This is a genomic window from Wenzhouxiangella sp. XN24 (assembly GCF_011064545.1).
Classification (GTDB): Bacteria; Pseudomonadota; Gammaproteobacteria; order Steroidobacterales; family XN24; genus XN24.
Map to the genome: position 1 here is coordinate 541,856 of NZ_JAAMFG010000034.1, position 22,587 is coordinate 564,442.

26 protein-coding genes are annotated in these 22,587 nt (G+C 68.3%); 4 read left to right on the forward strand and 22 right to left on the reverse strand.

Features of this window, described 5'->3' with window-relative positions; all coding sequences use genetic code 11:
• Positions 1-64 precede the first annotated feature (64 nt).
• The 4 genes from G6032_RS10215 (at position 65) to G6032_RS10230 (ending at position 5,541) form a co-directional block, all read left to right on the forward strand.
• Positions 65-361, forward strand: coding sequence for a hypothetical protein (locus G6032_RS10215; RefSeq protein ID WP_165282018.1), 297 nt, complete (start codon positions 65-67; stop codon positions 359-361).
• 77 nt (positions 362-438) lie between these two features.
• Complete coding sequence (locus G6032_RS10220) at positions 439-1,326, forward strand: carbon-nitrogen hydrolase (protein WP_165282019.1); 888 nt, start codon at positions 439-441, stop codon at positions 1,324-1,326.
• Positions 1,323-4,805: a transcription-repair coupling factor gene (gene mfd / locus G6032_RS10225; RefSeq protein ID WP_276610958.1), complete on the forward strand. Its 3,483-nt coding sequence runs from the start codon at positions 1,323-1,325 to the stop codon at positions 4,803-4,805. The genes G6032_RS10220 and mfd overlap by 4 nt, the downstream gene beginning before the upstream one ends.
• Positions 4,795-5,541 (forward strand): CsiV family protein, encoded by a 747-nt coding sequence (locus G6032_RS10230; RefSeq protein WP_165282020.1) that lies wholly within the window; start codon positions 4,795-4,797, stop codon positions 5,539-5,541. Before mfd ends, G6032_RS10230 begins: the two co-directional genes overlap by 11 nt.
• Here G6032_RS10230 and G6032_RS10235 read toward each other — a convergent pair.
• The 22 genes from G6032_RS10235 to G6032_RS10340 all read right to left on the reverse strand — a co-directional run bounded on the left by G6032_RS10235 (position 5,520) and on the right by G6032_RS10340 (position 22,587).
• Positions 5,520-6,497, reverse strand: coding sequence for a diguanylate cyclase (locus G6032_RS10235; RefSeq protein ID WP_165282021.1), 978 nt, complete (start codon positions 6,495-6,497; stop codon positions 5,520-5,522). The genes G6032_RS10230 and G6032_RS10235 overlap by 22 nt on opposite strands.
• Positions 6,494-7,234 carry an S-methyl-5'-thioinosine phosphorylase gene (locus G6032_RS10240; protein ID WP_165282022.1) on the reverse strand — a complete coding sequence of 247 codons (741 nt, stop codon included), beginning with the start codon at positions 7,232-7,234 and terminating at the stop codon, positions 6,494-6,496. Before G6032_RS10240 ends, G6032_RS10235 begins: the two co-directional genes overlap by 4 nt.
• A complete protein-coding gene (locus tag G6032_RS10245) occupies positions 7,231-7,806 on the reverse strand; it encodes a hypoxanthine-guanine phosphoribosyltransferase (RefSeq protein ID WP_240902107.1) in 576 nt (191 codons plus the stop codon). Before G6032_RS10245 ends, G6032_RS10240 begins: the two co-directional genes overlap by 4 nt.
• 25 nt (positions 7,807-7,831) lie before the next feature.
• Positions 7,832-8,878: a beta-N-acetylhexosaminidase gene (gene nagZ / locus G6032_RS10250; RefSeq protein WP_165282024.1), complete on the reverse strand. Its 1,047-nt coding sequence runs from the start codon at positions 8,876-8,878 to the stop codon at positions 7,832-7,834.
• Positions 8,875-9,375: a L,D-transpeptidase gene (locus tag G6032_RS10255; RefSeq protein ID WP_165282025.1), complete on the reverse strand. Its 501-nt coding sequence runs from the start codon at positions 9,373-9,375 to the stop codon at positions 8,875-8,877. Before G6032_RS10255 ends, nagZ begins: the two co-directional genes overlap by 4 nt.
• 9 nt (positions 9,376-9,384) lie before the next feature.
• Positions 9,385-10,713: a 23S rRNA (uracil(1939)-C(5))-methyltransferase RlmD gene (rlmD, locus tag G6032_RS10260; protein WP_165282026.1), complete on the reverse strand. Its 1,329-nt coding sequence runs from the start codon at positions 10,711-10,713 to the stop codon at positions 9,385-9,387.
• Entirely contained in the window at positions 10,710-11,483 is a 774-nt protein-coding gene (locus G6032_RS10265; RefSeq protein ID WP_165282027.1) for a 3'-5' exonuclease, read from the reverse strand. Before G6032_RS10265 ends, rlmD begins: the two co-directional genes overlap by 4 nt.
• Positions 11,480-11,866: a holo-ACP synthase gene (acpS, locus tag G6032_RS10270; protein ID WP_165282028.1), complete on the reverse strand. Its 387-nt coding sequence runs from the start codon at positions 11,864-11,866 to the stop codon at positions 11,480-11,482. The genes G6032_RS10265 and acpS overlap by 4 nt, the downstream gene beginning before the upstream one ends.
• Positions 11,863-12,600 carry a pyridoxine 5'-phosphate synthase gene (gene pdxJ, locus G6032_RS10275; RefSeq protein WP_165282029.1) on the reverse strand — a complete coding sequence of 246 codons (738 nt, stop codon included), beginning with the start codon at positions 12,598-12,600 and terminating at the stop codon, positions 11,863-11,865. The genes acpS and pdxJ overlap by 4 nt, the downstream gene beginning before the upstream one ends.
• A 98-nt stretch (positions 12,601-12,698) precedes the next feature.
• Positions 12,699-13,409, reverse strand: a complete 711-nt coding sequence (gene recO, locus G6032_RS10280) for a DNA repair protein RecO (RefSeq protein ID WP_240902109.1) — start codon at positions 13,407-13,409, stop codon at positions 12,699-12,701.
• 5 nt (positions 13,410-13,414) lie between these two features.
• Positions 13,415-14,317 carry a GTPase Era gene (gene era / locus G6032_RS10285; protein WP_165282030.1) on the reverse strand — a complete coding sequence of 301 codons (903 nt, stop codon included), beginning with the start codon at positions 14,315-14,317 and terminating at the stop codon, positions 13,415-13,417.
• Positions 14,310-14,984 (reverse strand): ribonuclease III, encoded by a 675-nt coding sequence (rnc, locus tag G6032_RS10290; protein ID WP_165282031.1) that lies wholly within the window; start codon positions 14,982-14,984, stop codon positions 14,310-14,312. The genes era and rnc overlap by 8 nt, the downstream gene beginning before the upstream one ends.
• Entirely contained in the window at positions 14,981-15,343 is a 363-nt protein-coding gene (locus G6032_RS10295) for a DUF4845 domain-containing protein (protein ID WP_165282032.1), read from the reverse strand. Before G6032_RS10295 ends, rnc begins: the two co-directional genes overlap by 4 nt.
• A 53-nt stretch (positions 15,344-15,396) precedes the next feature.
• On the reverse strand, positions 15,397-16,188 hold the full coding sequence (gene lepB / locus G6032_RS10300; RefSeq protein ID WP_240902111.1) for a signal peptidase I: 792 nt from the start codon (positions 16,186-16,188) through the stop codon (positions 15,397-15,399).
• A 33-nt stretch (positions 16,189-16,221) separates the two neighbouring features.
• On the reverse strand, positions 16,222-18,015 hold the full coding sequence (gene lepA / locus G6032_RS10305) for a translation elongation factor 4 (protein ID WP_165282033.1): 1,794 nt from the start codon (positions 18,013-18,015) through the stop codon (positions 16,222-16,224).
• Positions 18,016-18,054: 39 nt separating this feature from the next.
• A complete protein-coding gene (locus G6032_RS10310; protein ID WP_276610961.1) occupies positions 18,055-18,321 on the reverse strand; it encodes a glutaredoxin family protein in 267 nt (88 codons plus the stop codon).
• Positions 18,318-18,785, reverse strand: a complete 468-nt coding sequence (locus tag G6032_RS10315; RefSeq protein WP_165282034.1) for a SoxR reducing system RseC family protein — start codon at positions 18,783-18,785, stop codon at positions 18,318-18,320. The genes G6032_RS10310 and G6032_RS10315 overlap by 4 nt, the downstream gene beginning before the upstream one ends.
• Positions 18,782-19,777: a MucB/RseB C-terminal domain-containing protein gene (locus tag G6032_RS10320; RefSeq protein ID WP_165282035.1), complete on the reverse strand. Its 996-nt coding sequence runs from the start codon at positions 19,775-19,777 to the stop codon at positions 18,782-18,784. The genes G6032_RS10315 and G6032_RS10320 overlap by 4 nt, the downstream gene beginning before the upstream one ends.
• The gene (locus G6032_RS10325; protein WP_165282036.1) at positions 19,774-20,400 is read right to left on the reverse strand and encodes a sigma-E factor negative regulatory protein; all 627 of its coding nucleotides are present in this window, start codon (positions 20,398-20,400) and stop codon (positions 19,774-19,776) included. The genes G6032_RS10320 and G6032_RS10325 overlap by 4 nt, the downstream gene beginning before the upstream one ends.
• An 8-nt stretch (positions 20,401-20,408) precedes the next feature.
• Positions 20,409-20,993 carry an RNA polymerase sigma factor RpoE gene (rpoE, locus tag G6032_RS10330; RefSeq protein ID WP_165282037.1) on the reverse strand — a complete coding sequence of 195 codons (585 nt, stop codon included), beginning with the start codon at positions 20,991-20,993 and terminating at the stop codon, positions 20,409-20,411.
• A gap of 509 nt (positions 20,994-21,502) precedes the next feature.
• Positions 21,503-21,772, reverse strand: a complete 270-nt coding sequence (locus tag G6032_RS10335) for a succinate dehydrogenase assembly factor 2 (RefSeq protein ID WP_206211911.1) — start codon at positions 21,770-21,772, stop codon at positions 21,503-21,505.
• 32 nt (positions 21,773-21,804) lie between these two features.
• Positions 21,805-22,587 (reverse strand): succinate dehydrogenase iron-sulfur subunit, encoded by a 783-nt coding sequence (locus tag G6032_RS10340; protein WP_165282038.1) that lies wholly within the window; start codon positions 22,585-22,587, stop codon positions 21,805-21,807.

Sequence of the window (22,587 nt, forward strand, 5' to 3'; positions counted from 1 at the left end):
GTTATATTCGCGGCCAGTATGGCGCCGACAGCATGGCGCAACGCGTATCGACGGGAGCTACCCCATGCCCAAGACACTGCAGTCACTCGCGATCGCCGCGCTGCTCGCGGCCATCCCCGCGGCCAGCGCCGATGTGCTGATACTCGACCGGCTCGAGGCGGCGCAGGTCGAGATGCCCCAGCGCGGCACTTCCATGGACCGGGTCGAGGCCCGTTTCGGCGCACCGCTGAGCGTTTCCGGCCCCGTCGGGGAACCGCCGATCACGCGCTGGGAATACGCCGATTTCGTCGTGGTGTTCGAATATCGCCACGTCGTCCACAGCCTGGAGAAGCCGGCGCGTCCACCCCGCCCCGCCTCCTGATCTCGACGCCCATCGGTTATCCTTGAGGGTTTCCGGCCAGTCCGGAAGCTCGTCTTTTTTGTCCCACGGGAATCGAAATGAATTCATCCACGCTGAAAGCCGGGCTGGTACAGCATGCTGTCGGCCCCGATCTCGCCGCGACCCGTGCCCTCACCGAACAGGGCATCCGCGACGCCGTCGAACGCGGCGCGCAGCTGGTCGTGCTGCAGGAACTGCACCAGAGCAGCTACTTCTGCAAGGTCGAGGATCCGAACCTGTTCGATCTCGCCGAACCGATCCCCGGTCCGGGCACCGAGTGGCTCGGCGAGGTCGCGAAAGCCCATTCCGTCGTCATCGTCGGCTCGCTGTTCGAGCGGCGCGCGGCCGGCATTTATCACAACACGGCGGTCGTGCTCGAGGCCGACGGAAGCCTCGCGGGGCGCTATCGCAAGGCGCATATTCCCGACGATCCCGCCTACTACGAGAAGTTCTACTTCACGCCGGGCGATGACGATATGCGACCCGTGGATACCTCCGTGGGTCGCCTGGGCGTGCTGGTCTGCTGGGACCAGTGGTACCCGGAGGCCGCCCGCCTGATGGCCCTCGCGGGCGCGGACCTGTTGCTCTACCCGACCGCGATCGGGCGCTCCGCCGAGGACCCGGAACACGAGCAAAAGCGCCAGCAGGATGCCTGGGAAACCGTGCAGCGCGGCCACGCGGTCGCCAACGGCCTGCCGGTGCTGGCCTGCAACCGGGTGGGCTTCGAGCCCGATCCCTCGGGCGCCACGAGCGGCATCACCTTCTGGGGCAACAGCTTCGCCTGCGGCCCGCAGGGCGAGATCCTCGCCCGCGCCGGTGACACGCCGGAGACACTGGTGGTCGAGCTGGACCTGCAACGCTCCGAGCGCGTGCGGCGCATGTGGCCTTTCCTGCGAGATCGGCGTATCGACGCCTACGGCGACCTGCTGCGCCGCTACCGGGATTGATCGTCCCGCTCCCCGTCGCAGGCGGCACGGCCATGCGCTGGGGCCAGCTCTACGGCTGCGCGCCGGCGCTGGCGATCGCGCAGGCTGCAGAGACCCACGGCGGACCGGTGCTGGTCCTCGCCGGTTCGCCGCGCCAGGCGGACCAGCTGGCGGCGGAGATCGGCTTTTTCATCGGGCAGCGACACGAGGTGCTGCTCCTGCCCGACGCCGAGACCCTGCCGTGGGACTCGTTTTCACCCCATCCGGACATCACGTCGCGCCGCCTGGCCACGCTCGCGCGCCTGCCTGCGCTGTCCCGGGGCGTGATCGTCGCGCCGACGCAGACCCTCTTGCAGCGGCTGCCGCCGCCCGCCTGGACAGCCACCCAGGGGCTCGACATCGCCGTCCGCGACCGGCTCGACATCACCCTGCTGCGGCGGCAATTGCAGGACGCGGGATATCTCGCCGTCCCGCAGGTGAGCGAACACGGCGAATTCGCGCTGCGCGGCTCGCTGCTGGACCTCTACCCGATGGGCAGCGACCTGCCGTACCGGATCGACCTGTTCGACGAACTGGTGGACTCGATCCGCCGCTTCGATCCGGGGACCCAGCGCTCGCTCGACCAGCTCGAACACATCCGGCTTCTGCCGGGCCGCGAGTATCCCTTTTCCGAGGATGCGATCCGCACCTTCCGGGCGCGCTTCAGGGAACGCTTTCCGGGTGATCCGTCGCGTGTCGGTCTCTACCGCGACGTGGGCGAAGGCATCGCCTCGGGGGGCCTCGAGTATTACCTGCCACTGTTCTTCGAAAGGCTCGCCGCGCTGACCGACTACCTCCCCGAGGAGACGCTGGTGGTGGAAGCGGAGTCTGCCGACGCGACGCTCGAGGCCGCGTGGCAGGGCGTGCTCGAGCGGCACGACCAGCTGGCGCACGACATCGAGCGGCCCATTCTCGACGCCGACGAGGTGTTCCTCTCACCCGCCGCACTCAAGGAAAGTCTCGCGCGCTTTCCGACGGTCAAGATCTCGTCGTTCAAGCAGGCCGCGGGCGGCGTCGATCTCGGTACAGCGGCACCGCCGTCCCTGAAGCTCGACCCGCGGGCCGCCGAGCCGGCCGGCGCCCTGCTCGAGTTTCTCCTGGACTTCGAGGGTCGTGTGCTGTTCACCGCCGAGTCGCCCGGACGGCGCGAAACGCTGCGCTCGTTGCTCGCCGGGCACGGCATCGCGGTGCAATCGGTGGACGACTGGCCGGCGTTTCTCGCGGGCGACTTCCCGCGCGGTCTCGCGGTCGCGCCGCTGGAAGACGGCCTGGTTCTGCCCGAGGCCGCCGTGGCGGTCATCGCGGAAACCCAGCTGTTCGGCGATCGCGTCCGGCAACGTCGCCGCCGCCGCCGCGGGGCCCGCGACCCCGAGGCGGTGATCCGCGAACTCTCGGACCTGCGCCAGGGCGCCCCGGTGGTGCACGTGGATCACGGCGTCGGCCGTTACCTCGGCCTGGTCGGCCTCGAGATCCAGGGCCAGCACAGCGAGTTTCTCGCCCTCGAGTACGCCGGCGGCGACAAGCTCTATGTCCCCGTCCAGTCGCTCGATCTCATCAGCCGGTACACCGGTGCGGCGCCCGAATCCGCGCCGCTGCATCGCCTGGGCGGGGAACAATGGCAGAAAGCGCGGCGCCGGGCCGCCGAGAAAGTCCGCGACGTCGCCGTGGAACTGCTCGACCTGCACGCCCGGCGGGCCGCCCGCCAGGGCCACGGTTTCACCCTCCCGGAACAGGATTACGCCGCCTTTCGCGACGCCTTTCCCTTCGACGAGACGCCGGACCAGCGCCAGGCGATCGAACAGGTCATCGGCGACATGACGACGGCCCGGCCGATGGACCGGGTGATCTGCGGCGACGTGGGTTTCGGCAAGACCGAAGTGGCCCTGCGCGCCGCCTTCGTCGCCGTGCAGGACGGGCGCCAGGTCGCCATGCTCGTGCCGACCACCCTGCTCGCCCAGCAGCATTTCCAGACTTTCTCCGACCGCTTCGCCGACTGGCCCGTGCGCGTCGAATCCCTGTCGCGTTTCCGCTCGCCGAAAGAAGTCGAACGGGTCCTCGACGGCTTGCAATCCGGCGCGGTGGAAATCGTCATCGGCACGCACAAGCTGCTGCAGCACACGGTTCGCTTCGCGCGGCTCGGGCTGGTCATCATCGACGAGGAACATCGCTTCGGCGTGCGCGACAAGGAACGCCTCAAGGCGTTGCGCGCGGAGGTGGACGTGCTCACCCTGACCGCCACCCCGATCCCGCGCACCATGAACATGGCGCTCGGCGGGCTGCGCGACCTGTCGATGATCACCACCCCGCCGACGGAGCGCCTGGCCGTCAAGACGTTCGTGACGGAATGGAACAGCGGGCTCGTTCGCGAGGCCTGCCTGCGCGAGATCCGCCGCGGCGGGCAGGTCTATTTCCTGCACAACGAAGTGCAGAACATCGAGCAGGCCGCCGCCACGCTCGGCGAACTGGTCCCGGAAGCCCGGATCGGCATCGCGCACGGCCAGATGCGGGAGCGCGACCTCGAGCAGGTCATGCTGGATTTCTATCATCGGCGCTTCAACGTCCTCGTCTGCACCACCATCATCGAGAGCGGCATCGACATCCCCACCGCCAACACGATCATCGTGCAACGCGCCGACAAGCTGGGACTCGCCCAGCTGCACCAGTTGCGCGGCCGCGTGGGCCGTTCGCACCACCGGGCCTACGCCTACCTCATCACGCCGCCGAAGAAAGCCATCACCTCGGATGCGGTCAAGCGCCTGGAAGCCATCGAGTCGCTGGAGGAACTCGGCGCGGGCTTCACACTCGCCACCCACGATCTCGAGATTCGCGGCGCGGGCGAGTTGTTGGGAGACGAACAAAGCGGCCAGATCCACGAAGTCGGGTTCAGCATGTACCTCGACATGCTGCAACGCGCCGTCGAGGCGCTTCGTGAAGGGAAGGAGCCGGACCTCGACCGCCCGCTGGACTTCGGCGTCGAAGTGGAACTCGGCGTACCGGCGCTGTTGCCCGAGGACTACGTGCCGGACGTCCACCTGCGGCTGGTCCTCTACAAGCGCATTGCCGGCGCCCGCGACGCGGAGACGCTGGAGGACCTGCAGGCCGAATTGATCGACCGCTTCGGACTGCTGCCGCCCCAGGGCGGGATGCTGTTCCGCGTGGCTGCCATCCGGCGCCGCGCCACCCGGCTCGGGATCCGCCGCATCGAGGCCAATGCCGCCGGCGGCAGCCTGTTGTTCAGGCCGGATACCGGCGTCGATCCCATGGCGCTCATCCGGCTGATCCAGTCTGACCCGCGCCACTACCGGCTGGACGGCCAGGACAAACTGCGCTTCAATCTCGACCTGTCCGATCTTGACGTCCGTTTCGACACGATCCACCGCCTGCTCGATTTGCTCGAGCCGGGGAACCCGACCCATCATGCGCCGGAGGCGCGCCGCGGAACTGCCAGCGATGCTCGATAAACCTGCCGCATTCCGTCGCCCGCACCGCCTGGCATCGCGCCTGGCATCGCGCCTGGCGTTGCGCCTGGGCCTGCTGGCGGGGCTGTCGGCCGCCTCGGCCGCGAGCCTCACGGCCGACGCAGCCGACGCTGCGGAAACGCCCCGGTACTATCAGGTGGAAGTCGTCGTGTTCGCCCAGCCCGCCGGGGGCAGCGTCGAATTGCCGCCCCGTGCCGAAGAACCCCCCGAGTCTCCAGAGACGTCCGAATCCGCGGATTCCGCCGGGTCACCGGCTGCTCTGCTATCGCGGATCCTGCCGGGGGCCCCGGACGATGCGGGCGCCCTGCAAGATGAAGCGCCGAGCCTGCCCGAGGGATTCCAGCCGCCGCGCGAGCCGTTGCGCCTCGCGGCGGTGGCGGCCCGCCTGGATACCGGGGGATATGACCTCCTGTGGCACCAGGGCTGGGTCCAGCCCCCGACCAGCCGGCAGGGGATCGACCTGCCGTTGCTGGCGGCGCTGGGCCAGGGGCCCGCGGACCAACGGCTCGGCGGCAGCATCGGCCTGACGTCGGCGCGCTTCCTGCACCTCGGAATGCAACTCGAACTCCGTTCGGGAGATTTGCTGGAAGCAGAAATGGCCCAGCGCCGGCGGATACGGCGAGGCGTCGAACAGTATTACGATCACCCGCGCATCGGCGTGGTCGCCGTCGTCACCGAAATCGAGAGCGACGCTGCTCAGCCGACCTCGGAACCGTAGTCCTGCACGACCAGTTGCTGCGTCCCCGCCAGCTGGGCCGAAGCCATCGTGCGACGCGCTTCCGCCAGCAGCGCGCGCCAGTCGGGCGCCTGGCCCGGCTGCCCGGTCAACACCACCGCGCTCAAGGTCAGTACGCGCGTCATCGGCGCATGGGGATTGCGAATCGCAAGCGCCTTCACGCGCTCGCATACCCTTCGGGCATGAGACTCGATCAGGTCCTGCTCCATGTTGGTTCCGAGCGCAGCGAACTCCGCCTCGCCGAGGCGGGCCGCGACGTCGCTGGCGCGACGAAACGCCGCGCCCACGCTGCGGGCCAGCATGCGCAGGCACGAGTCTCCCGCGACGCGACCGAAGGTCTCCACGTACATGTCGAAGAAATCCGGCGCGAACAGGAACAATGACAGCGGACGCCGGTCGCGTGCACAGGAGAACCATGACAACTCGAGCGCCAGCTCGAAGCTGTGCTCGTTCTGCAGCCCCGTGAGGCGGTCGACCGTTTCGATCTCGGAGCCTCGGTGCCGGGTGATATCGAGTTCATCGCTGCGCCGGCCGAGCATGATTTCCATTTCCCGCTGCGCCGACATGTCGCGCGCGTAGCCGATCCACCAGCGTTTGCCCAGCTCGTCCCGCCAGGGCGTCACCCGCAAGGCGTTCCAGTAGACTGCGCCATCCGGTCGATGGCTGCGCAGCAGCACGCTGCACTCGCGTTCGTCCTCCATGGCCTTGCGCAATTCTCCGATCGCGGCCTGCTCCAGATCGCCGCCCTGCAGGATCCGCAGGGTGTTGCCCACCAGCTCGATGCGCTCGAAGCCGCTGAGTTTCTCGAACGCCGGGTTGACCCAGCTGATGCGGTGCTCCGGGTCCTCGCCGTCGATGACGACCACCCCGTACTCCGCGGCCTGCAAGGCATGTGCGGCAAGACCGTCCGGCAGCTGGTCGTTCATCACGCCGCTCATTCGACCGTCTCCGCGAGCACCGCCTGGACGAGACGCCGAACCGCCGCCATGCCGCTCTCCACCCAGCGCTCGAGTTCCCCGTGGATATCCTCGCCCCGCCCCGCTGCACGATTGACCACGACCGCGCAACACGCGTAATCGAGTTCCAGTTCCCGCGCGAGCGCGGCTTCAGGCATGCCCGTCATCCCGACGATACCGCAACCGTCGCGGGCCATCCGGTCGATCTCCGCGGCCGTCTCGAGCCGCGGTCCCTGCGTGACGCCGTAGACGGCGCCGTCGATGACCTCGAGGCCGGCACGTGGCGCCGCCCTGAGCAGGCGTTCCCGGAGGGCGGCGCTGTAGGGCGTTGTGAAGTCGATATGTTGCAGCACCCGGCCCGCACCGCCGCAATAGCTGTGCTCGCGACCCCAGGTGTAATCGATGAGCTGATCCGGGATGACCAGGCAGCCGGGCGGATATTCGTCTCCGATGCCGCCGACGGCGTTGATCGCGATGACTTCGCGCACCCCGGCCTCGCGCAGCGCCCAGACGTTCGCGCGGTAGTTGACCGCATGCGGCGCGAGCGTATGCGGCGCGCCGTGGCGGGCGAGAAACACCACCGGCCGGTCGGCAATGCGACCGCGCAACAGGGGGCCGGACGGGGTGCCCCAGGGCGTGGTGGCCGTTTCACGCCGCTGCAGCTGCAGTCCGTCGAAGCCGGGCAGTCCCGTGCCACCGATGATCCCCAGCGTGTTCACTTGCGGTCATCCTCCTCGGCCAGGGCGTACACCGCCGCATGTTGCCTGTGCCGCTCGTGATAATCCATGCCGCAGCCGAACAGGTAATGGTCCGCGACCTGCAGACCGGTGTAGTCGGCGCGCAGGCCAGGAACACGGCGTTCATGGCGCTTCTCCACGAGCACGCCGCTCCTGACGTCTGCCGCGCCCTGCCGGCGACAGTCCTCGAGTATGGCCGCCAGCGTGTACCCCTCGTCGAGGATATCGTCGATCACCAGCACCGTGCGCCCCTCGAGCGGCGTGCGCGGTCGCGCGATCCAGTCGATGTCAGCGCCGCCGCGCGTGCCGCCGCGATAACGGCTCGCGTGGACGTAATCCAGCTGCAGCGGAAAATCCAGTCGCTGCAGCAACCAGGCTGCGGGCAACATGCCGCCGATCATCACCGCCAGCACGAGCGGGTCCCGATCGGCGAGATCGCGGCTGATCTCGGCGGCCATGCGGTCCAGCGCGGCCTGCACACCGGCGGCGTCCGCAAGCCGGGACGCGCGTGCCAGTATGCCGTCGAAATCCTCCTGGATGGCGTGTTCCCTCAAGTTCCCTGTTCCTCCTGGCGTTGGATCAGTCGCCTTCGAGCACCAGCCGCGGCCGGCCTTCCTCGAATTCCCTGACCGCATCGGCGGCGCGGCGCCACTGTGCCGACCCCTCGAGCGGCGCGACAGCCCCGCCGCGCCCGCGCAATCGCGTCAGGCGCAAGTGCGACGCCGGCTCGTACCAGTCGCCGAGGGACTCGACCACCGCGGCGGCCGCAGGGCGATCATTGCATACCAGCACGACATCGCAACCCGCCTCCAGTGCGAGCGCAGCGCGGGCGACCGGCGTGCCGGCGAAGGCTGCACCCGCCATCGAGAGGTCGTCCGAGAATATGGCGCCCTGGAAGCGCAGCCGCACGCGCAGTTCCGTGCGCAGCCACCAGCGGGAGAAACCCGCGGGCATGCGATCCAGCCGTGAATAGACGACATGGGCGACCATCACCCCCGCCAGCCCCTCGGCGATCAGCAATTCGTAGGGACGCATGTCGTCCAGCAGTTCCGAGTATCCGCGCCGGTCCTCCGGCAGGGCATGGTGCGAATCGGCGACCACGCCGCCATGCCCGGGGAAATGCTTGCCGACGGAAGCCATGCCCGCATCATGCATCCCGGCCATGAAGCGCCCGGCAAGGCGGGCGACGGCCTCGGGATCGCGGTGGAAGGCACGGTCGCCGATGACCTCGCTGAGCCCGTAGTCGAGATCGAGCACGGGGGCGAAACTCAGGTCCACGCCGGCGGCGCGCAACTCCGCCGCCATGAGCCAGCCGCAGTTCTGCGCGAGCTGCAGAGCCTGCTCCCGGTCCATGTCGTATTGCCGCCCGAGCATGTGCATCGGCGGCAGCGGCGTGAAACCCGTGCGGAAGCGCTGTACCCGGCCGCCCTCCTGGTCCACCGCGATCACCAGCTCCGGGTGACGCAGCGCGTGGATCTCGCGGGTGAGTCGGCGCAACTGCTCGGGCGACTCGTAATTGCGTGCGAACAGGATCACCCCGCCGACGTTGGGATGGCGCAGCAGCTCGCGGTCCTCCGGCGTCAGCGCCGTGCCCTCGATGTCCAGCATCACGGGGCCGAGGGTCATGTTTCCTGGCCCTCGGTGATCAGCACCTCGGTACCCGGCGGCGCGAGGTCGAACAGTTCCACGACATCCTCGTTGCGCATGCGGATGCAGCCGTGGGACGCCGGCGTACCGAGCGGCTGGTCGTCCGGGGTGCCGTGAATGTAGATATAGCGTCGCATGGTATCGACCGGCCCGAGCCGGTTGCGCCCCGCCTCGCGGCCGCTGAGCCAGAGGATGCGCGTGAGGATCCAGTCGCGCTCGGGGTGCGCGCGCGCCAGCGCCGGCGACCAGGTCTCGCCGGTCGGGCGGCGTCCGACCAGCACTGCGCCGAGGGGCAGTCCCTCGCCGATGCGTGCGCGCACGACGTGCAGGCCGCGGGGGGTGCGGCCGCTGCCCTGCTGCTCGCCGGCGCCGTTGAGGGCCGTGGACACCGGCCAGTGACGCGCAGCTTCTCCGTCCCGCCGCAGGGTCAGCCGCTGCATCGCCAGGTCGATCTCGATCCGCGCGACCGATTCCATGTCACATCCCTAAGCCTGTCCGTCGCGCTCGAACAGCGCGATCGATTCCATGTGGGCCGTATGCGGAAACATGTCCATGATGCCCGCGCCGCTGAACCGGTAGCCGAACTCGTTCACGAGGATACCCGCATCCCGGGCGAGCGTCCCGGGATGGCAGGACACGTAGACGACGCGGGCCGGGCGCAACGCCGCCACGAGGTGGATCGAGGCCTCCGCGCCGGCCCGCGGCGGGTCGAGCAGGAGACTGTCATAGGGTCCCTGCGCCCAGGAGGCGTTCCGGCAATCCTCGAACAGGTTGGCGACGTGGAAACTCGCCTCCAGGCCGTTGCGGACGGCGTTCGCCCGGGCGCGCTCCACCAGTCCGGCATCGCCCTCGACGCCGCACACCTGCGCCCCGCGGCGCGCCAGCGCGAGGCTGAAGTTGCCGAGCCCGCAGAACAGGTCCAGCACCCGATCGCCCGGTTTCACCTCGAGCAACTCGACTGCGCGCGAGACGGCCTGCTGGTTGATCGCGGCATTCACCTGCACGAAGTCCGTGGGCAGGAACGAAAATTCCAGGTCGAAATCCGCGAGGCGAAAACCCGGCCACGGCGTGCCTTCGCGCAACGGCTGCAGCGTCTCCAGGCCGCCCGGCTGTATCCAGACGTCCACGTCGTGTTCGCTGCCGAAACGATCCAGCAGGATCGAATCCGCCGGGCTGAGCGGGTCCATGACGCGGAACACGAGGGCGCGGCGATCGTCGCCCACGGCCACCTCGATCTGCGGCACGCGACGCGCGATGCTCAGCTCGCCGATCAGGCGCGACAGCGCGGGAATGAGGGCGCCGATGTCCCCGGCCAGCACCGGGCAGCTGTCCATGTCGGCCACCAGCGGCGCCCTACGCTCGCGAAATCCCACCAGCACGCGCCCTTTCTTGTCCACCTTCCGCGCCCCGAGCCGGGCGCGGCGACGATAGCCCCAGGCAGGACCGGAGATCGGCGGCCAGCGCCTCTCGGCGGCAACGTGGCCGAGTCGCTGCAGGTTCTCGTGGAGGATGGCGTCCTTCGCCTTGCGCTGCGCCCCGGGTTCCAGGTGCTGGAGGCTGCATCCACCGCAGGTGCCGAAGTGCGGGCAATGCGGCTCCACCCGGTCGGGCGCCCCCTCGAGCACCTCCACGAGCACCGCGTCGTCGTGGCTGCGCCGGCGGCTGACCCGGCTGGCGCGTACCCACTCGCCGGGCAGGGCATCGGCGATGAACGTCGTCTTGCCGTCGATCCGGGCGACGCCGCGCCCGTCATGCGCCAGGTCCAGCACGCCTGCCTCGAAGGGCGCCGGGTCCACCCGGCGGCTGCGGCTCATTCGCGCCCCCAGGCCCGCAAGAACTCCCCGAGATGCGCGCGGCCGTCGGCCTTCAACACTTCCGCGACCAGCGCTTCCTCCTGCTCGAGCTCGAGGGTCGTGCGGCGGCCGCGGAACCGCTCGAAATGCAGGAACACGAGCCACGTGTTCAGCGCATCCGTCTCGCAGTAGTCCCGGATGGCGCCGATATGCCCCTGGCGCCATTCGTCCCACACGCGATCGCCGCTCAGGCCGAGCTTGCCCGGCAGGCCGAGCAGCACGGCCACCTCGTCGAGGCGTGCCGCGCCGCGGAACTGGTAGCCGGACAGCACGTCCATCAGGTCCACGTGCCGCCAGTGGAAACGCCCGAGATAGTTGTTGTAACGGAATTCCCGGTCGCTATCGCCCAGTTCCCAGTAGCGTGGCGCCGCGATGCCGTGGCGCAAGGCACGGTAATGCAGCACGGGCAGGTCGAATCCGGCGCCGTTCCATGAGACCAGCTCGGGACTGTAACGCTCGATGCCGTCGAAAAAGCGCGTCACGAGTTCCGCCTCGTTCGCCTCGGACCCGCCCAGCGACCACAGGCGGAAACCGTCGCGCGAACGCATGGCGCAGGCGATGGAGACGATGCGTTGCTGGTGCAGCGGCAGGAAATCGTTGCCGGTGCGCTGGCGGCGCAGCGCGAACATGGCTTGCCCGACGTCCTCGTCGGACAGTGAGTCCAGGCCGAGGTAACGACGGCCGAAGTCCACGTCGGGCACGGTCTCGATATCGAAGGCCAGCGTCGTCATGCACCCGCCTTGAGCAGGACCGCGAACGCCAGCACGATGCCCGCCTCGTCCGTCAGGCTGACGTGCCCCGCACCGATGCCCAGCTTCGCGCACATCGCCCGGCCGCGGGCCGAATAGACGATCTCGGGCTTGCCCAGGGGATCGGCCACGATCCCCACGTCGCGGATCCACATGCCGTTGCTGAATCCCGTGCCCATCGCCTTGACGACGGCTTCCTTGCCGGCAAAGCGCATCGCGAGAAAGCGGCTCTTGCGCTTGTGGCGGCGGTACTGCGCGTGCTCCTCGGGCAACAACAGGCGATTGACGAAATGCTCGCCGAAGCGCCCCAGCGTGGCTTCCACGCGATCCAGCCGCACGACGTCGGTGCCGATGCCGAATATCATTGCAGGCGCGCCTCGGTCATCAGGCGCTTCATCTCGATCACCGCCGTGGAGAGGCCGTCGAAAATGGCGCGCGCGACTATCGCGTGGCCGATGTTCAGCTCGGCGATCTCGACGATGCGCGCGACGGGCTGCACGTTGTGGTAGTTGAGGCCGTGCCCGGCATTCACCTCGAGGCCCAGCCCGACGCCGGTGCGCGAGGCCGCCAGCACGCGTGCGAGTTCGGCCTGCTGCTGCCGCGGCGTCTCGGCATCCGCATAGGCGCCGGTGTGCAGCTCGACGACGGGCGCCCCGGCGGCCACCGATGCCTCGAGCTGCCGCTCCTCCGGATCGATGAACAACGACACGCGGATCCCGGCCGCCGCGAGCTGCTCCACGGCATCGCGCACCCGCTCCAGCTGCCCGGCGACGTCCAGCCCACCCTCGGTGGTCAACTCCTCGCGCCGCTCGGGCACCAGGCACACGTCGCGCGGGCACACCTCGATCGCGATCCGCAGCATTTCATCCGTCACCGCCATCTCGAGGTTCATGCGCGTCTGCAACACGTCTTTCATGGCCCTGAGGTCGCGGTCCTGGATATGGCGCCGATCCTCGCGCAGGTGCAGCGTGATGCTGTCCGCCCCGGCCTGCTCGGCCATCAACGCGGCGTACACCGGATCGGGGTAGCGCGTGCGTCGCGCCTGGCGGATCGTCGCGACGTGATCGATGTTCACTCCGAGCGCGATCGTGTTCTTCATCGGGAACTCCCGCCATCCAGGCCTTCGATTCACCGCATTTTGCCAGATCGCGCCACCTCGGCGGCGATCCCGCCCAACTCCGTCCCCGGAGCGATGTCTCAGCCGCCACGCAGGCGGCCCAGCATCTCACGCGTCTTCAGCGGTCGGCCCTCGAGATGCACATCGAGGGCCGCCCTGAGGAGGCGACGCGCATCGGCGAGGGCCCGAGGCTCCGCCAGGCGATCCTCCGCGAGCGCCAGCAGCGAGCTGCCGAGCACGGCCCCGGTGATGCCGTCCGGGCAGGCCGCGAGGCCCAGCGCCGGGTCATAGCGGTAGCTCGCGGCCGGATCGACGGCCTGTCCGGTCGCATCGCGCGCGAGATCGGGGCCATAGCCGAGGGCATCCAGGAGGCGTTTTTCGAAGCGGCGCAGAACCGCCGCCACCGGCTCGCCGGCGACCAGGTCATCGACCGCCGTGCCATAGACCGCGTAAAGCGCCGGGTGGGCATCCAGCCGGGCCGTGAGGCGCAGCAGCAGCTCATTCAGGTAATACAGCGCCATGAGGCGATCGCCCCCCGCCGGCATCCTGGCGGCCCGCCCGGCCGTCTCGGCGCCCGTCAGCGTGCCGAGCTCGCCCCGCAGCTGCCACGACAAGAGCAGCGGACGGAACGGTTGCAACAGGCTGCGCAGCCGGCTGCGCGGCCCCCGCGCGCCCCGCGCGACCAGGCCCACGCGGCCGTGGGCCTCGCTGAAGACCTCGAGCAGCACGCTGGTATCCCGGAAAGGCCGGTGATGGAGAATGAAGGCGGGTTCGAGTTCGACGCGCAGCAAGGCCGTCAGTCGCCGTCGTAACCCAGTCGCTTCAGGTCGGCTTCACGATCGGTCCAGTGCTCCCGCACCTTGACCCAGATCTCGAGATGCACGGGGCGTTCGAAGCGCGCTTTCAGCTCCAGCCGGGCGGCCTGGCCGGCGGCCTTGAGCATTTCACCCCCCTTGCCGATCACGATGGCCTTGTGGGCCTCGCGTTCCACCCAGACGACCGCGCCGACCTCGAGGCGGCCCTGTTCGCTCTCCCCGAGCCGCTCGATCTCCACCGCGAGCCCGTAAGGCAGCTCGTCCCGGAGTCGGCGCATCAGTTTCTCGCGCACCACCTCCGCGATGTGAAAGCGTTCGTCCCGGTTGCTCCACTGGTCCGGCGGGAACAGCGCCGGGCCCTCGGGCACGGCCGCCTCCAGGAGTTCCCGCAGCCGTGCCAGGTTCTCCCCCCGCTCGGCCGAGATCGGCACCACCGCCGCGAACTCCCCGCGCGCCGCGGCCTCCTGCAGCATGGGCAGCACCGCCTCCCGGGGGCGGATCCGGTCGATCTTGTTCAGCAACAGCATCACGGGGCGCCCGGCGGCCTGCGCGCGCGCCAGCACGTCCTCGTCTTCCTCGGTCCAGCGTCCGGCCTCCACCACCACCAGCACCACGTCGGCGTCGGCGAGCGACGACTGCGCGCTGCGGTTCATGAGCTTGTTGAGGGCGTGCTTCTCGCGCCGGTGCATGCCGGGCGTGTCGACGAACAGCAGTTGCGCCCGGTCCGTCGAAGCGACGCCGATGACGCGCTGGCGGGTGGTCTGGGGGCGGCTCGTGACGATGCTGACCTTGCGCCCGACCAGCGCATTGACCAGCGTGGACTTGCCGACGTTGGGCCGGCCGACCACCGCCACGAAGCCGCAACGGAACTCCGGCTCACCCATCGAGTTGCGCCAGCATGCCGGCTGCGGCGGCCTGTTCGGCGGCGCGCCGGCTGCTCCCGGTACCGGTGGATACGTCGTTCATTCCCTCGATGGCACAGGAGATCCTGAACTCCTGGCGGTGATCCTCACCCGCCACGGCTTCCAGTTCATAGCGCGGCAACGGCAAGCCGCGCGCCTGCAGCCGCTCCTGGAGAAGCGTCTTCGGATCCTTCAGGTCCTCGTGCGCCGGCAATTCGTCCAGGCGCGCACCGTAGAGGCGCAGCACCACGGGCCGCAGGGCCTCGATGCCGCCGTCCAGGTAGATTGCGCCGAGCACGGCCTCGAGCGCGTCCGAGAGGATGGATTCGCGCCGGAAGCCGCCGCTTTTCAATTCGCCGGAGCCGAGCCGCAGCCGCTCCGGAAAGCCCGCCTCCCGCGCGATCTCCCCCAGTGAAGAACGACGCACCAGGCTCGCGCGCAGCCGGCTGAGATGTCCTTCCGGGGCCTGCGGGAGCCTTTCGTAGAGGGCCTCGGCCACGACCAGGCTGAGGGCCGCGTCGCCCAGGTACTCCAGGCGCTCGTTGTGATTCCCGCCGGCACTGCGGTGGGTCAGGGCGCGCTCCAGCAGGCCCGCGTCTGAAAATCGATAGCCGAACTCGCGCTCCGACCACCCGAGGTCGTCGGTCAACGCGCGACCTCGACGGACTTGTCGAAATCCACCAGCAGGTAGAGATTGCCGATGAACTGCGCCCGGCTCTCGTAGTCGGCCCGCACCAGGTAGCCGTTCGCCGCGCGCTCGATCTTGATGTCCCGCGGACTGATGCTGCTGACGTTGTCGATGTCGAAGCGGCGCTGCAGCGCCGTGCGGATCTGGCCCGGCCCCGCATTGCTGCCGTCCAGGTCGCGTTTCATCGACTTCAGCGCCGAATCCACGTTCATGTACTCGAGATAGATCGGCGTCAGGCGAAGCGCGGCGAGCACGAACACGCCGGCGATAAACGCCACGATCACCATCCCGATCAGGGTCATTCCACGTTGCTTGCGCATATTGTTCCCCCAAGGCGACGCCCGGTTCATGATGCCTGAATGCTCGTGTCCGATCACTCGATCGGGTCGCCGATCCTGTGCCAGAGCGGCCGTTTCGACTCCGCGTCCCAGTTCATCCAGATCCGGACGGCCCGGCCCACCATACTCGATTCCGGAATATAGCCGATGATCCGGCCGTCCCGGCTGCAATCGCGATTATCGCCCATGACCAGGTACTGCCCGGGCGGCACGGGGCGGTCGAGGAAGGGGCTGGGCCGATCCCGTTGCTCGCTCAGAAAGACCTGGTGGCTGTGGTCGCCGAGCGTCTCGACACCCACCTGTGCATCGAACCAGAAACCCCCGCACTCGATCTCCACCGTTTCGCCGAGCAGGGCCGAGGGGACCGGCTCGCCGTTGATCCACAGCTGCTTGTTGCGCATCGAGACCACGTCGCCGGGCAGGCCCACGACGCGCTTGATGTAGTTGGTGCCCGGGTCCGAAGGCAGGCGGAACACGGCGACGTCGCCGCGCTCGGGCTCGCCGGTGGACAGCACCTTGGTGTTCAGCACGGGGAGCCGCAGGCCGTAGCTGAACTTGCTGACGAAGATGAAATCCCCGACGCGCAGCGTGGGCATCATGGAACTCGAGGGGATGCGGAAAGGCTCGTAGGCGAACGAGCGGATCAGCAATACCACGATCACGATCGGCAGGAAGGAGCGGCTGAATTCCACCAGCGCAGGCTCCTGCGCCGCTTCGCCGGAGGCGATGGCGGACGCCTCGCGGCGTGGCTTCAACCACAACACGTCGAGCGCCCATATGGCCGCCATCGCCGCGGTGAGAAGAACAAGAACTAGTGAAAAATCCAAAGCTTGCCCCCGATAACTCAAGCAGTGTATTCGTTATTTACGGTCGACCTGCAAGACGGACAGAAAGGCTTCCTGCGGGATCTCCACGTTGCCGACCTGTTTCATCCGCTTCTTGCCTTCCTTCTGCTTCTCCAGCAGCTTGCGCTTGCGGCTGACGTCGCCGCCGTAGCACTTCGCCGTCACGTTCTTGCGCAGCGCCTTGACGCTGCTGCGCGCCACGATCTGCCCCCCGATGGCCGCCTGGATCGCAACCTCGAACATCTGCCGCGGAATCAGCTCGCGCATCTTCTCCACGACCTCGCGCCCGCGGCGCTGCGCCGCTTCCCGGTGCGTGATGATCGACAGCGCATCGACGCGATCGCCATTGACCAGGATGTCGAGCTTGGTCAGCGGCGCCGCCTGGTACCTGTCCAGGCGATAGTCGAAGGACGCGAAGCCCCGGCTGCATGATTTGAGCCGGTCGAAGAAGTCCAGCACGACCTCCGAGAGCGGCAACTCGTATTCGACCTGCACCTGGCTCCCGGTGTAATGCAGGCGCTTCTGCACGCCGCGCTTCTCTATGCAGAGCTTGATCACTGCGCCGACGTGCGCGTGCGGCACGAGAATGCTCGCGACGATGATCGGTTCACGGATCTCGGCGACGAGATTACTCGGCGGCAGGCGCGAGGGATTGTCGACCTGCACCACCGCACCGTCCGTCTGCAGGACTTCGTAGACCACCGTGGGCGCGGTCGTGATCAGGTTCAGCTTGTATTCGCGCTCGAGGCGTTCCTGCACGATCTCCATGTGCAGCATGCCCAGGAACCCGCAACGGAAACCGAAGCCGAGCGCGGTGGAGGTCTCGGGCTCGAAATGCAGCGCGGCGTCGTTGAGCCGCAGCTTGTGCAAGGCGTCCCGGAAGTCCTCGTAGTCCTCGGAATTGATCGGGAACACCCCGGCGAACACCCGCGGCTGGACCTGCTTGAAGCCCGGCAGGGGCGCGGCGCAGGGCCGTGCATCCAGCGTCACGGTGTCGCCGACGGGCGCACCGTCGATCTCCTTGATGCCGGCGATCAAAAATCCCACCTGGCCGGTCGAGAGCCGCTCGCGATCCGTCCGCTTGGGGGTGAAACAGCCGACCCGGTCCGCGTTGTGGCTGCGCCCGGTGGACATCACGCGGATCTTCGCGCCCTTCTCAAGCACGCCGCTGACGATCCGCACCAGCGACACGACCCCGACATAGTTGTCGAACCATGAATCGATGATCAGCGCCTGCAGGGGCGCCTGCGGGTCGCCCGTGGGGGGCGGGATGCGCGCGATGATCGCATCGAGGACGTCTTCCACGCCCTCGCCCGTCTTGGCGCTGGTGAGGACGGCGTTCTGCGCCTCGATGCCGATGATCTCCTCGATCTCGTTCTTCACGCGGTCCGGCTCGGCGGACGGCAGGTCGATCTTGTTGATGATCGGGATGACCTCGAGCCCCGCCTCCACGGCCGTGTAGCAATTGGCGACACTCTGGGCCTCGACGCCCTGCGCGGCATCGACGATCAGGATCGCGCCCTCGCACGCGGCCAGGGAACGCGACACCTCGTAGGAGAAATCGACATGTCCCGGGGTATCGATCAGGTTGAGGTCGTAATCCCTGCCGTCGCGGGCGCGATAGCGCAGCGCCACGGCCTGCGACTTGATGGTGATGCCGCGCTCACGCTCCAGGTCCATCGAATCGAGCACCTGCGCGGACATCTCCCGGTCCGACAGTCCGCCGCAGACCTGGATGAACCGGTCCGCCAACGTGGACTTGCCGTGATCGATGTGGGCGATGATCGAAAAATTGCGGATTTGATCCATGAAGGGCACGCAGCACGCCGGCGTCGTGCCGGCCCGACATTATACCGGGCGCGAGCCTGTCGAGGGCGCCCGGAGGGCGGCATGCAGGCGCGCCGTATCCAGGAAATGCTTGCAGACGACCTCGTCGTCCAGGGCCAACACCGGGACATCGCGGCCGAAACGGCCCATCAGCTCGGGATCATCATCGATTTCGACCCGGCGGACGATTGCCCCGGGGAACGCGTCATGGATGGCCGCCTCCATCTGTTCGCACAAGCCGCAGCGGCGACGCGTATAGAGCAGCAGTTCGGGGCCCGCGTCGCTCAAGCGGGCGCCCGCCCCGCGCAACCCTCGCCTGCCGCGAGGCCGAGAATCACCGGCTGCAGCGCCGCATCGGCCGCCACTCGTCGGCCGTAGCGCCGCGCCCAGCCCAGGCCGAGAATCAACCCGGCCGCCGCACCCGCGATGGCGGCTAGATCGCCGCCGCCGGTGATCGTCGCGGCCGTGGCGCCCACCGCCAGCGCGGCGACCAGCGGCACGAGGTAAACGGCCGCCGCCGCGCGCAGCACGGCATCCTCGCCCAGGCCGATCAGGACCTGGTCTCCGGGTTCCACCGCGACAGAGCCGGTGGCGGCCCGCACCTTGTGGAGCCGGTCACCGAGCAATTTCCCCAGCACCCCGCCACCACAACCGCGGCCCTCGGCGCAGCGCGGGCATTCCACCTGGCGCCGGCAGGCGACCCAAGCCCAGTCGCCGTCGACCTCCAGGACCCGGCCGGTCTCGGTGATCACTGGCGCGCGACTGCGGCCGGCTGCAGGGCGCGGGCGATGCGCCGCACGGTGTCGGGCGGCACCTCGCCCACGGCCGTGATCTGCTGCCCGTCCAGGATCAGCGTGAACGCATGGGCGGCACCCATGCGCGACAACCCGGCCAGGTCGCTGTCCGCCTCGTTCGCGGGCTCGACGAACACCGACACGGAAGCGAGGCCGTCCGAAAACACCAGGTGCTCGACCGGATGATCGGCGCCGGGCAGCGTGCGCACGCGTGACTGCGTGAGCCGGAAACCGGGCGGCGGTTCCTCCAACACCCAGGCGGCGGTTTCCGGGTCCGTATCGAACGGTGTCCTGGGCTGATCGTGCTTGTACCAGGTGAAGCCGTCGATCTCGACGTCGGGTTGCAGCCGCGCATCGGAAATCTCGGCGGACATCAACATGCTGACGAACTGGATCTGTTCGACCGCAGCGCCGTCGGGATCCAGCAACTGCACTTTCAGCGGCATGGCGGTCGCCGCATCGAGCCACAGGCGGTGCCCGTAGCGATAGCTGTCATGAGGGTGGATCTCGATGACCTGCACGACGCGCCCGAGCTTGTGGCCGGTGCCCGCCTCGCGAAACTCGTACCATTCGTCGGCCGCACCGGTATCGGAAGCGAAGGAACTGATCAGGGGCGTGCCGCGGTCGCCCCTGCGCCGCTCCACCAGGACCATGCGCTGGTCGGCGAAGATGCAGGTCACCCGGTCATTGTGACGCAGGATCTCGCGCCCCGGCTGGTCGAGAGAAAACAATCGCTCGGCAACATCGCCGTCCACCCGCCGGTGGATGACGTGCATCGTCTCCATGCGGTTGCCGACCATGTGCACGAAGGTGCCTTCGTAACTGAGCGTCTCGACCGCGGTTTCCATGCGCTTCAGCCAGTCGCGCGCGCCGTCCGCGAACGCGGCCGCCGGCAGCGCGCAGGCAAGGCACGCGAGCAGCACGGTGGAGCGGGAGAACGCCGCCTTCATCGCGCGTTCCCGGTCTCCTCGACGTTCACGGCGGCATCCTCCGCATCACTCGCCTCGATCTCCATGCTCTCCGGCTGCGTCGCCTCGGGCTGGATCACGATGATGCGCGTCAGCGCGCCGCGACCGCTCATCGGCGGGGCGTATTCCGTGTGGTTGACGTAGTAGCGGGTCAGCCGGTCCGGGCCGCCGCCGGCTGCGCGCGCGGACTGGACGGCGAAGCGCTGCTCCGGCGCAGGCGAGGCGACTTCGGTCGCGGACAACGTCGGCGGCGGCGTCTCGTCGATCTGACGGCCGGGCAGCGCCACCAGGGCGGCCACGGCGACGGAGGCCGCCACGGCGAATCCGCCGGCCGCGCGGGCGAAACGGCTGCTGCGCGCCGGCGCGGCCGTCGCCGGCACGGGCTCCGGCTGCCTGTCCAGCTCGGCGCGCACCCGATCGACGAGGTCGGCGGGCCGGGCCGCCGGGAGCTCGTCGCGCATGGCGTCGCCGATCAGGCTGTAACGAAGCGCCGTGGACCGCAGCCCGGCATCGCGAGTGAGGCGGCGTACCGCCATTTCCGCTTCCGCGTCCGGCAATTCGCCGTCGAGCAGTGCCGAGAGCTGTTCGTGCACTTGTGTCGTCATCGTTATCCTCACGTCCCCTGGTCGAGCAGGGGCTTCAATCGCTTGTCAATGGCTTCGCGCGCGCGGAAAATTCTCGAACGCACCGTGCCCACCGGGCACTCCATGGCCGCGGCGATCTCTTCGTAACTCAATCCCTCGATCTCCCGGAAAACGATCGCCGTTCTCAGGTCCTCCGGAAGTGCTTCGATGGCCTGGTTCACGGTCTCGCGAATCTCGTCGGTGAGTGCGAGACCCTCGGGTGTATCGTTCTCACGCAATCGGCCGTGAATCTCGTACTGGTCCGGATCCTGCAGGTCGAGATCAAAGTCCTCACCCCGGCGCTTGTTCGATGCCAGCTGGTTCTTGGCGGTGTTGATCGCGATCCGGTACAGCCAGGTGTAGAAGGCGCTCTCGCCGCGGAAAGACGGCAGCGCTCGATATGCCTTGATGAAGGCATCCTGCGCGACGTCCTGGGCTTCGTCCGGATCCCGCACATAGCGGCCGACCAGCTTGACGATCTTGTGCTGGTACTGGCCGACGAGAATGTCGAACGCCGCTTTGTCACCTTGCTGGACTCTCTCGACCAGCAACTGGTCGCTGCTTTTCGTGCCCATGCGGGCAAGCACCTCGGAATCCCGGCGAATCCATTCGCCACTCGGAGTGACCGGGGGCCGTGCGTGAAGTTCTCCCGGCCGGAGTGGCGATAACCGCGGCCGTCAACATTCTATCCTGTCCTTCATACAATCTCGCAATCACCATCATGCGCCGCCAATCATCCGGATGCATCGCGTCCCTGGGCAGGACGATGCGCCATATCGAGATGCCGTCGTCCCAATGCAAGAACATTGCGCAAGTTGTGACCACGGAACTCGGGCGTAGTTCCATGCCAAGGGGGTCGTGGCTTATACCGATACGCGTCCAGCCATGTGCTGCGCTCCAGCCGATGGCCCGCACGCCGGCGCCGAGCGGCGCCGCTGCCCGCCGCAGGGACAGGAACAGCGATGATCCGATCACCGCCAGGCCGATGACGGCAGGAAGATCCGCCAGCCACCAGGCCAGGCCACCGAGCAGGTGTCCGAGTGTCAGCCAGGCACCGAGCGTGCGGGAGGGCCCGACGCGAAACTCAAGTGGGCCGTCGTAAACACTCCAGGACACGTGCCAGCGCCTCGTCTTGCGGATCCAGCCCGCCGAAAACCAGGGCGTTGACCTCGGGATCCTGCCGCTCGAGCAACTCGCCGAATGCAGCGCGCTCCGCGGCCGGGGCCGTCGGCCAGTCGCGCTCCAGGTAACGCACCAGCACCACGTCGAGTTCGCGCATGCCGCGGCGGCACCGCCAGCGCAACCGCCCGGTTTCGGCGGACCCCATCATGCCTTCCCGTTCATCCGGATGCATGGCGGATTTCCGCAGGGAAGCGCACGAATCCGTTAATGCTGGCGTTCCGCCAGTTTCAGCTTGATCTCGGCGATGGCCTTGGCGGGATTGAGACCCTTGGGACAGGTCCGCGTGCAGTTCATGATGGTGTGGCAGCGATACAGCTTGAAGGGGTCCTCGAGCGCATCGAGCCGCTCCCCGGTCGCCTCGTCGCGACTGTCCACGATCCAGCGGTAGGCCGCGAGCAGCGCGGCCGGGCCCAGGTAGCGATCGCCGTTCCACCAGTAGCTCGGGCACGCCGTCGAGCAGCACGCGCACAGGATGCACGCTGACGGCTCGTTGATCTTCTCCTGGTCGCTCTTGGACTGCAGGCGCTCGCGGTCGGGCGGCGCCGGGGTGCGTGTCTGGATCCACGGCTTGATGGAAGCGTACTGGGCGTAGAAGTTGGTGAGATCCGGCACGAGATCCTTCACCACGGGCATGTGCGGCAGGGGATAGATCTTCACGTCGCCGCGCGCCTCCTCGATGGCGATGGTGCAGGCCAGCGTGTTCACGCCGTCGATATTCATCGCGCAGCTGCCGCAGATCCCCTCGCGGCAGGAACGACGGAACGTGAGCGTCGGGTCGATCTCGTTCTTGATCTTGATCAGCGCGTCGAGAACCATCGGGCCGCAGCGCTCGAGGTCCACCTCGTAGGTGTCCATGCGCGGCGTCTCGCCGCTGTCGGGATCGTAGCGGTAGACGACGAAACGCCTGATCTTCCCAGCACCCTCGGCAGCGGGAAAATGCTTGCCGCGGGTGATCTTCGAATTGGCCGGCAGCGTGAATTCAGCCAT

Bases quoted from the DNA above. Each gene is read 5' to 3' on its own strand.
- acpS (WP_165282028.1), bottom strand. From the start codon at position 11,866: ATGATATTCGGCATCGGCACCGACGTCGTGCGGCTGGATCGCGTGGAA.
- G6032_RS10295 (WP_165282032.1), bottom strand. From the start codon at position 15,343: ATGCGCAAGCAACGTGGAATGACCCTGATCGGGATGGTGATCGTGGCG.
- era (WP_165282030.1), bottom strand. From the start codon at position 14,317: ATGGGTGAGCCGGAGTTCCGTTGCGGCTTCGTGGCGGTGGTCGGCCGG.
- G6032_RS10215 (WP_165282018.1), top strand. From the start codon at position 65: ATGCCCAAGACACTGCAGTCACTCGCGATCGCCGCGCTGCTCGCGGCC.
- rpoE (WP_165282037.1), bottom strand. From the start codon at position 20,993: ATGGGCACGAAAAGCAGCGACCAGTTGCTGGTCGAGAGAGTCCAGCAA.
- G6032_RS10255 (WP_165282025.1), bottom strand. From the start codon at position 9,375: ATGGAATCGGTCGCGCGGATCGAGATCGACCTGGCGATGCAGCGGCTG.
- pdxJ (WP_165282029.1), bottom strand. From the start codon at position 12,600: ATGAAGAACACGATCGCGCTCGGAGTGAACATCGATCACGTCGCGACG.
- G6032_RS10325 (WP_165282036.1), bottom strand. From the start codon at position 20,400: ATGACGACACAAGTGCACGAACAGCTCTCGGCACTGCTCGACGGCGAA.
- G6032_RS10320 (WP_165282035.1), bottom strand. From the start codon at position 19,777: ATGAAGGCGGCGTTCTCCCGCTCCACCGTGCTGCTCGCGTGCCTTGCC.
- rlmD (WP_165282026.1), bottom strand. From the start codon at position 10,713: ATGAGCCGCAGCCGCCGGGTGGACCCGGCGCCCTTCGAGGCAGGCGTG.
- G6032_RS10340 (WP_165282038.1), bottom strand. From the start codon at position 22,587: ATGGCTGAATTCACGCTGCCGGCCAATTCGAAGATCACCCGCGGCAAG.
- G6032_RS10230 (WP_165282020.1), top strand. From the start codon at position 4,795: ATGCTCGATAAACCTGCCGCATTCCGTCGCCCGCACCGCCTGGCATCG.
- G6032_RS10265 (WP_165282027.1), bottom strand. From the start codon at position 11,483: ATGACGACGCTGGCCTTCGATATCGAGACCGTGCCCGACGTGGACTTC.
- G6032_RS10335 (WP_206211911.1), bottom strand. From the start codon at position 21,772: ATGCATCCGGATGAACGGGAAGGCATGATGGGGTCCGCCGAAACCGGG.
- G6032_RS10220 (WP_165282019.1), top strand. From the start codon at position 439: ATGAATTCATCCACGCTGAAAGCCGGGCTGGTACAGCATGCTGTCGGC.
- nagZ (WP_165282024.1), bottom strand. From the start codon at position 8,878: ATGACCCTCGGCCCCGTGATGCTGGACATCGAGGGCACGGCGCTGACG.
- lepA (WP_165282033.1), bottom strand. From the start codon at position 18,015: ATGGATCAAATCCGCAATTTTTCGATCATCGCCCACATCGATCACGGC.
- G6032_RS10235 (WP_165282021.1), bottom strand. From the start codon at position 6,497: ATGAGCGGCGTGATGAACGACCAGCTGCCGGACGGTCTTGCCGCACAT.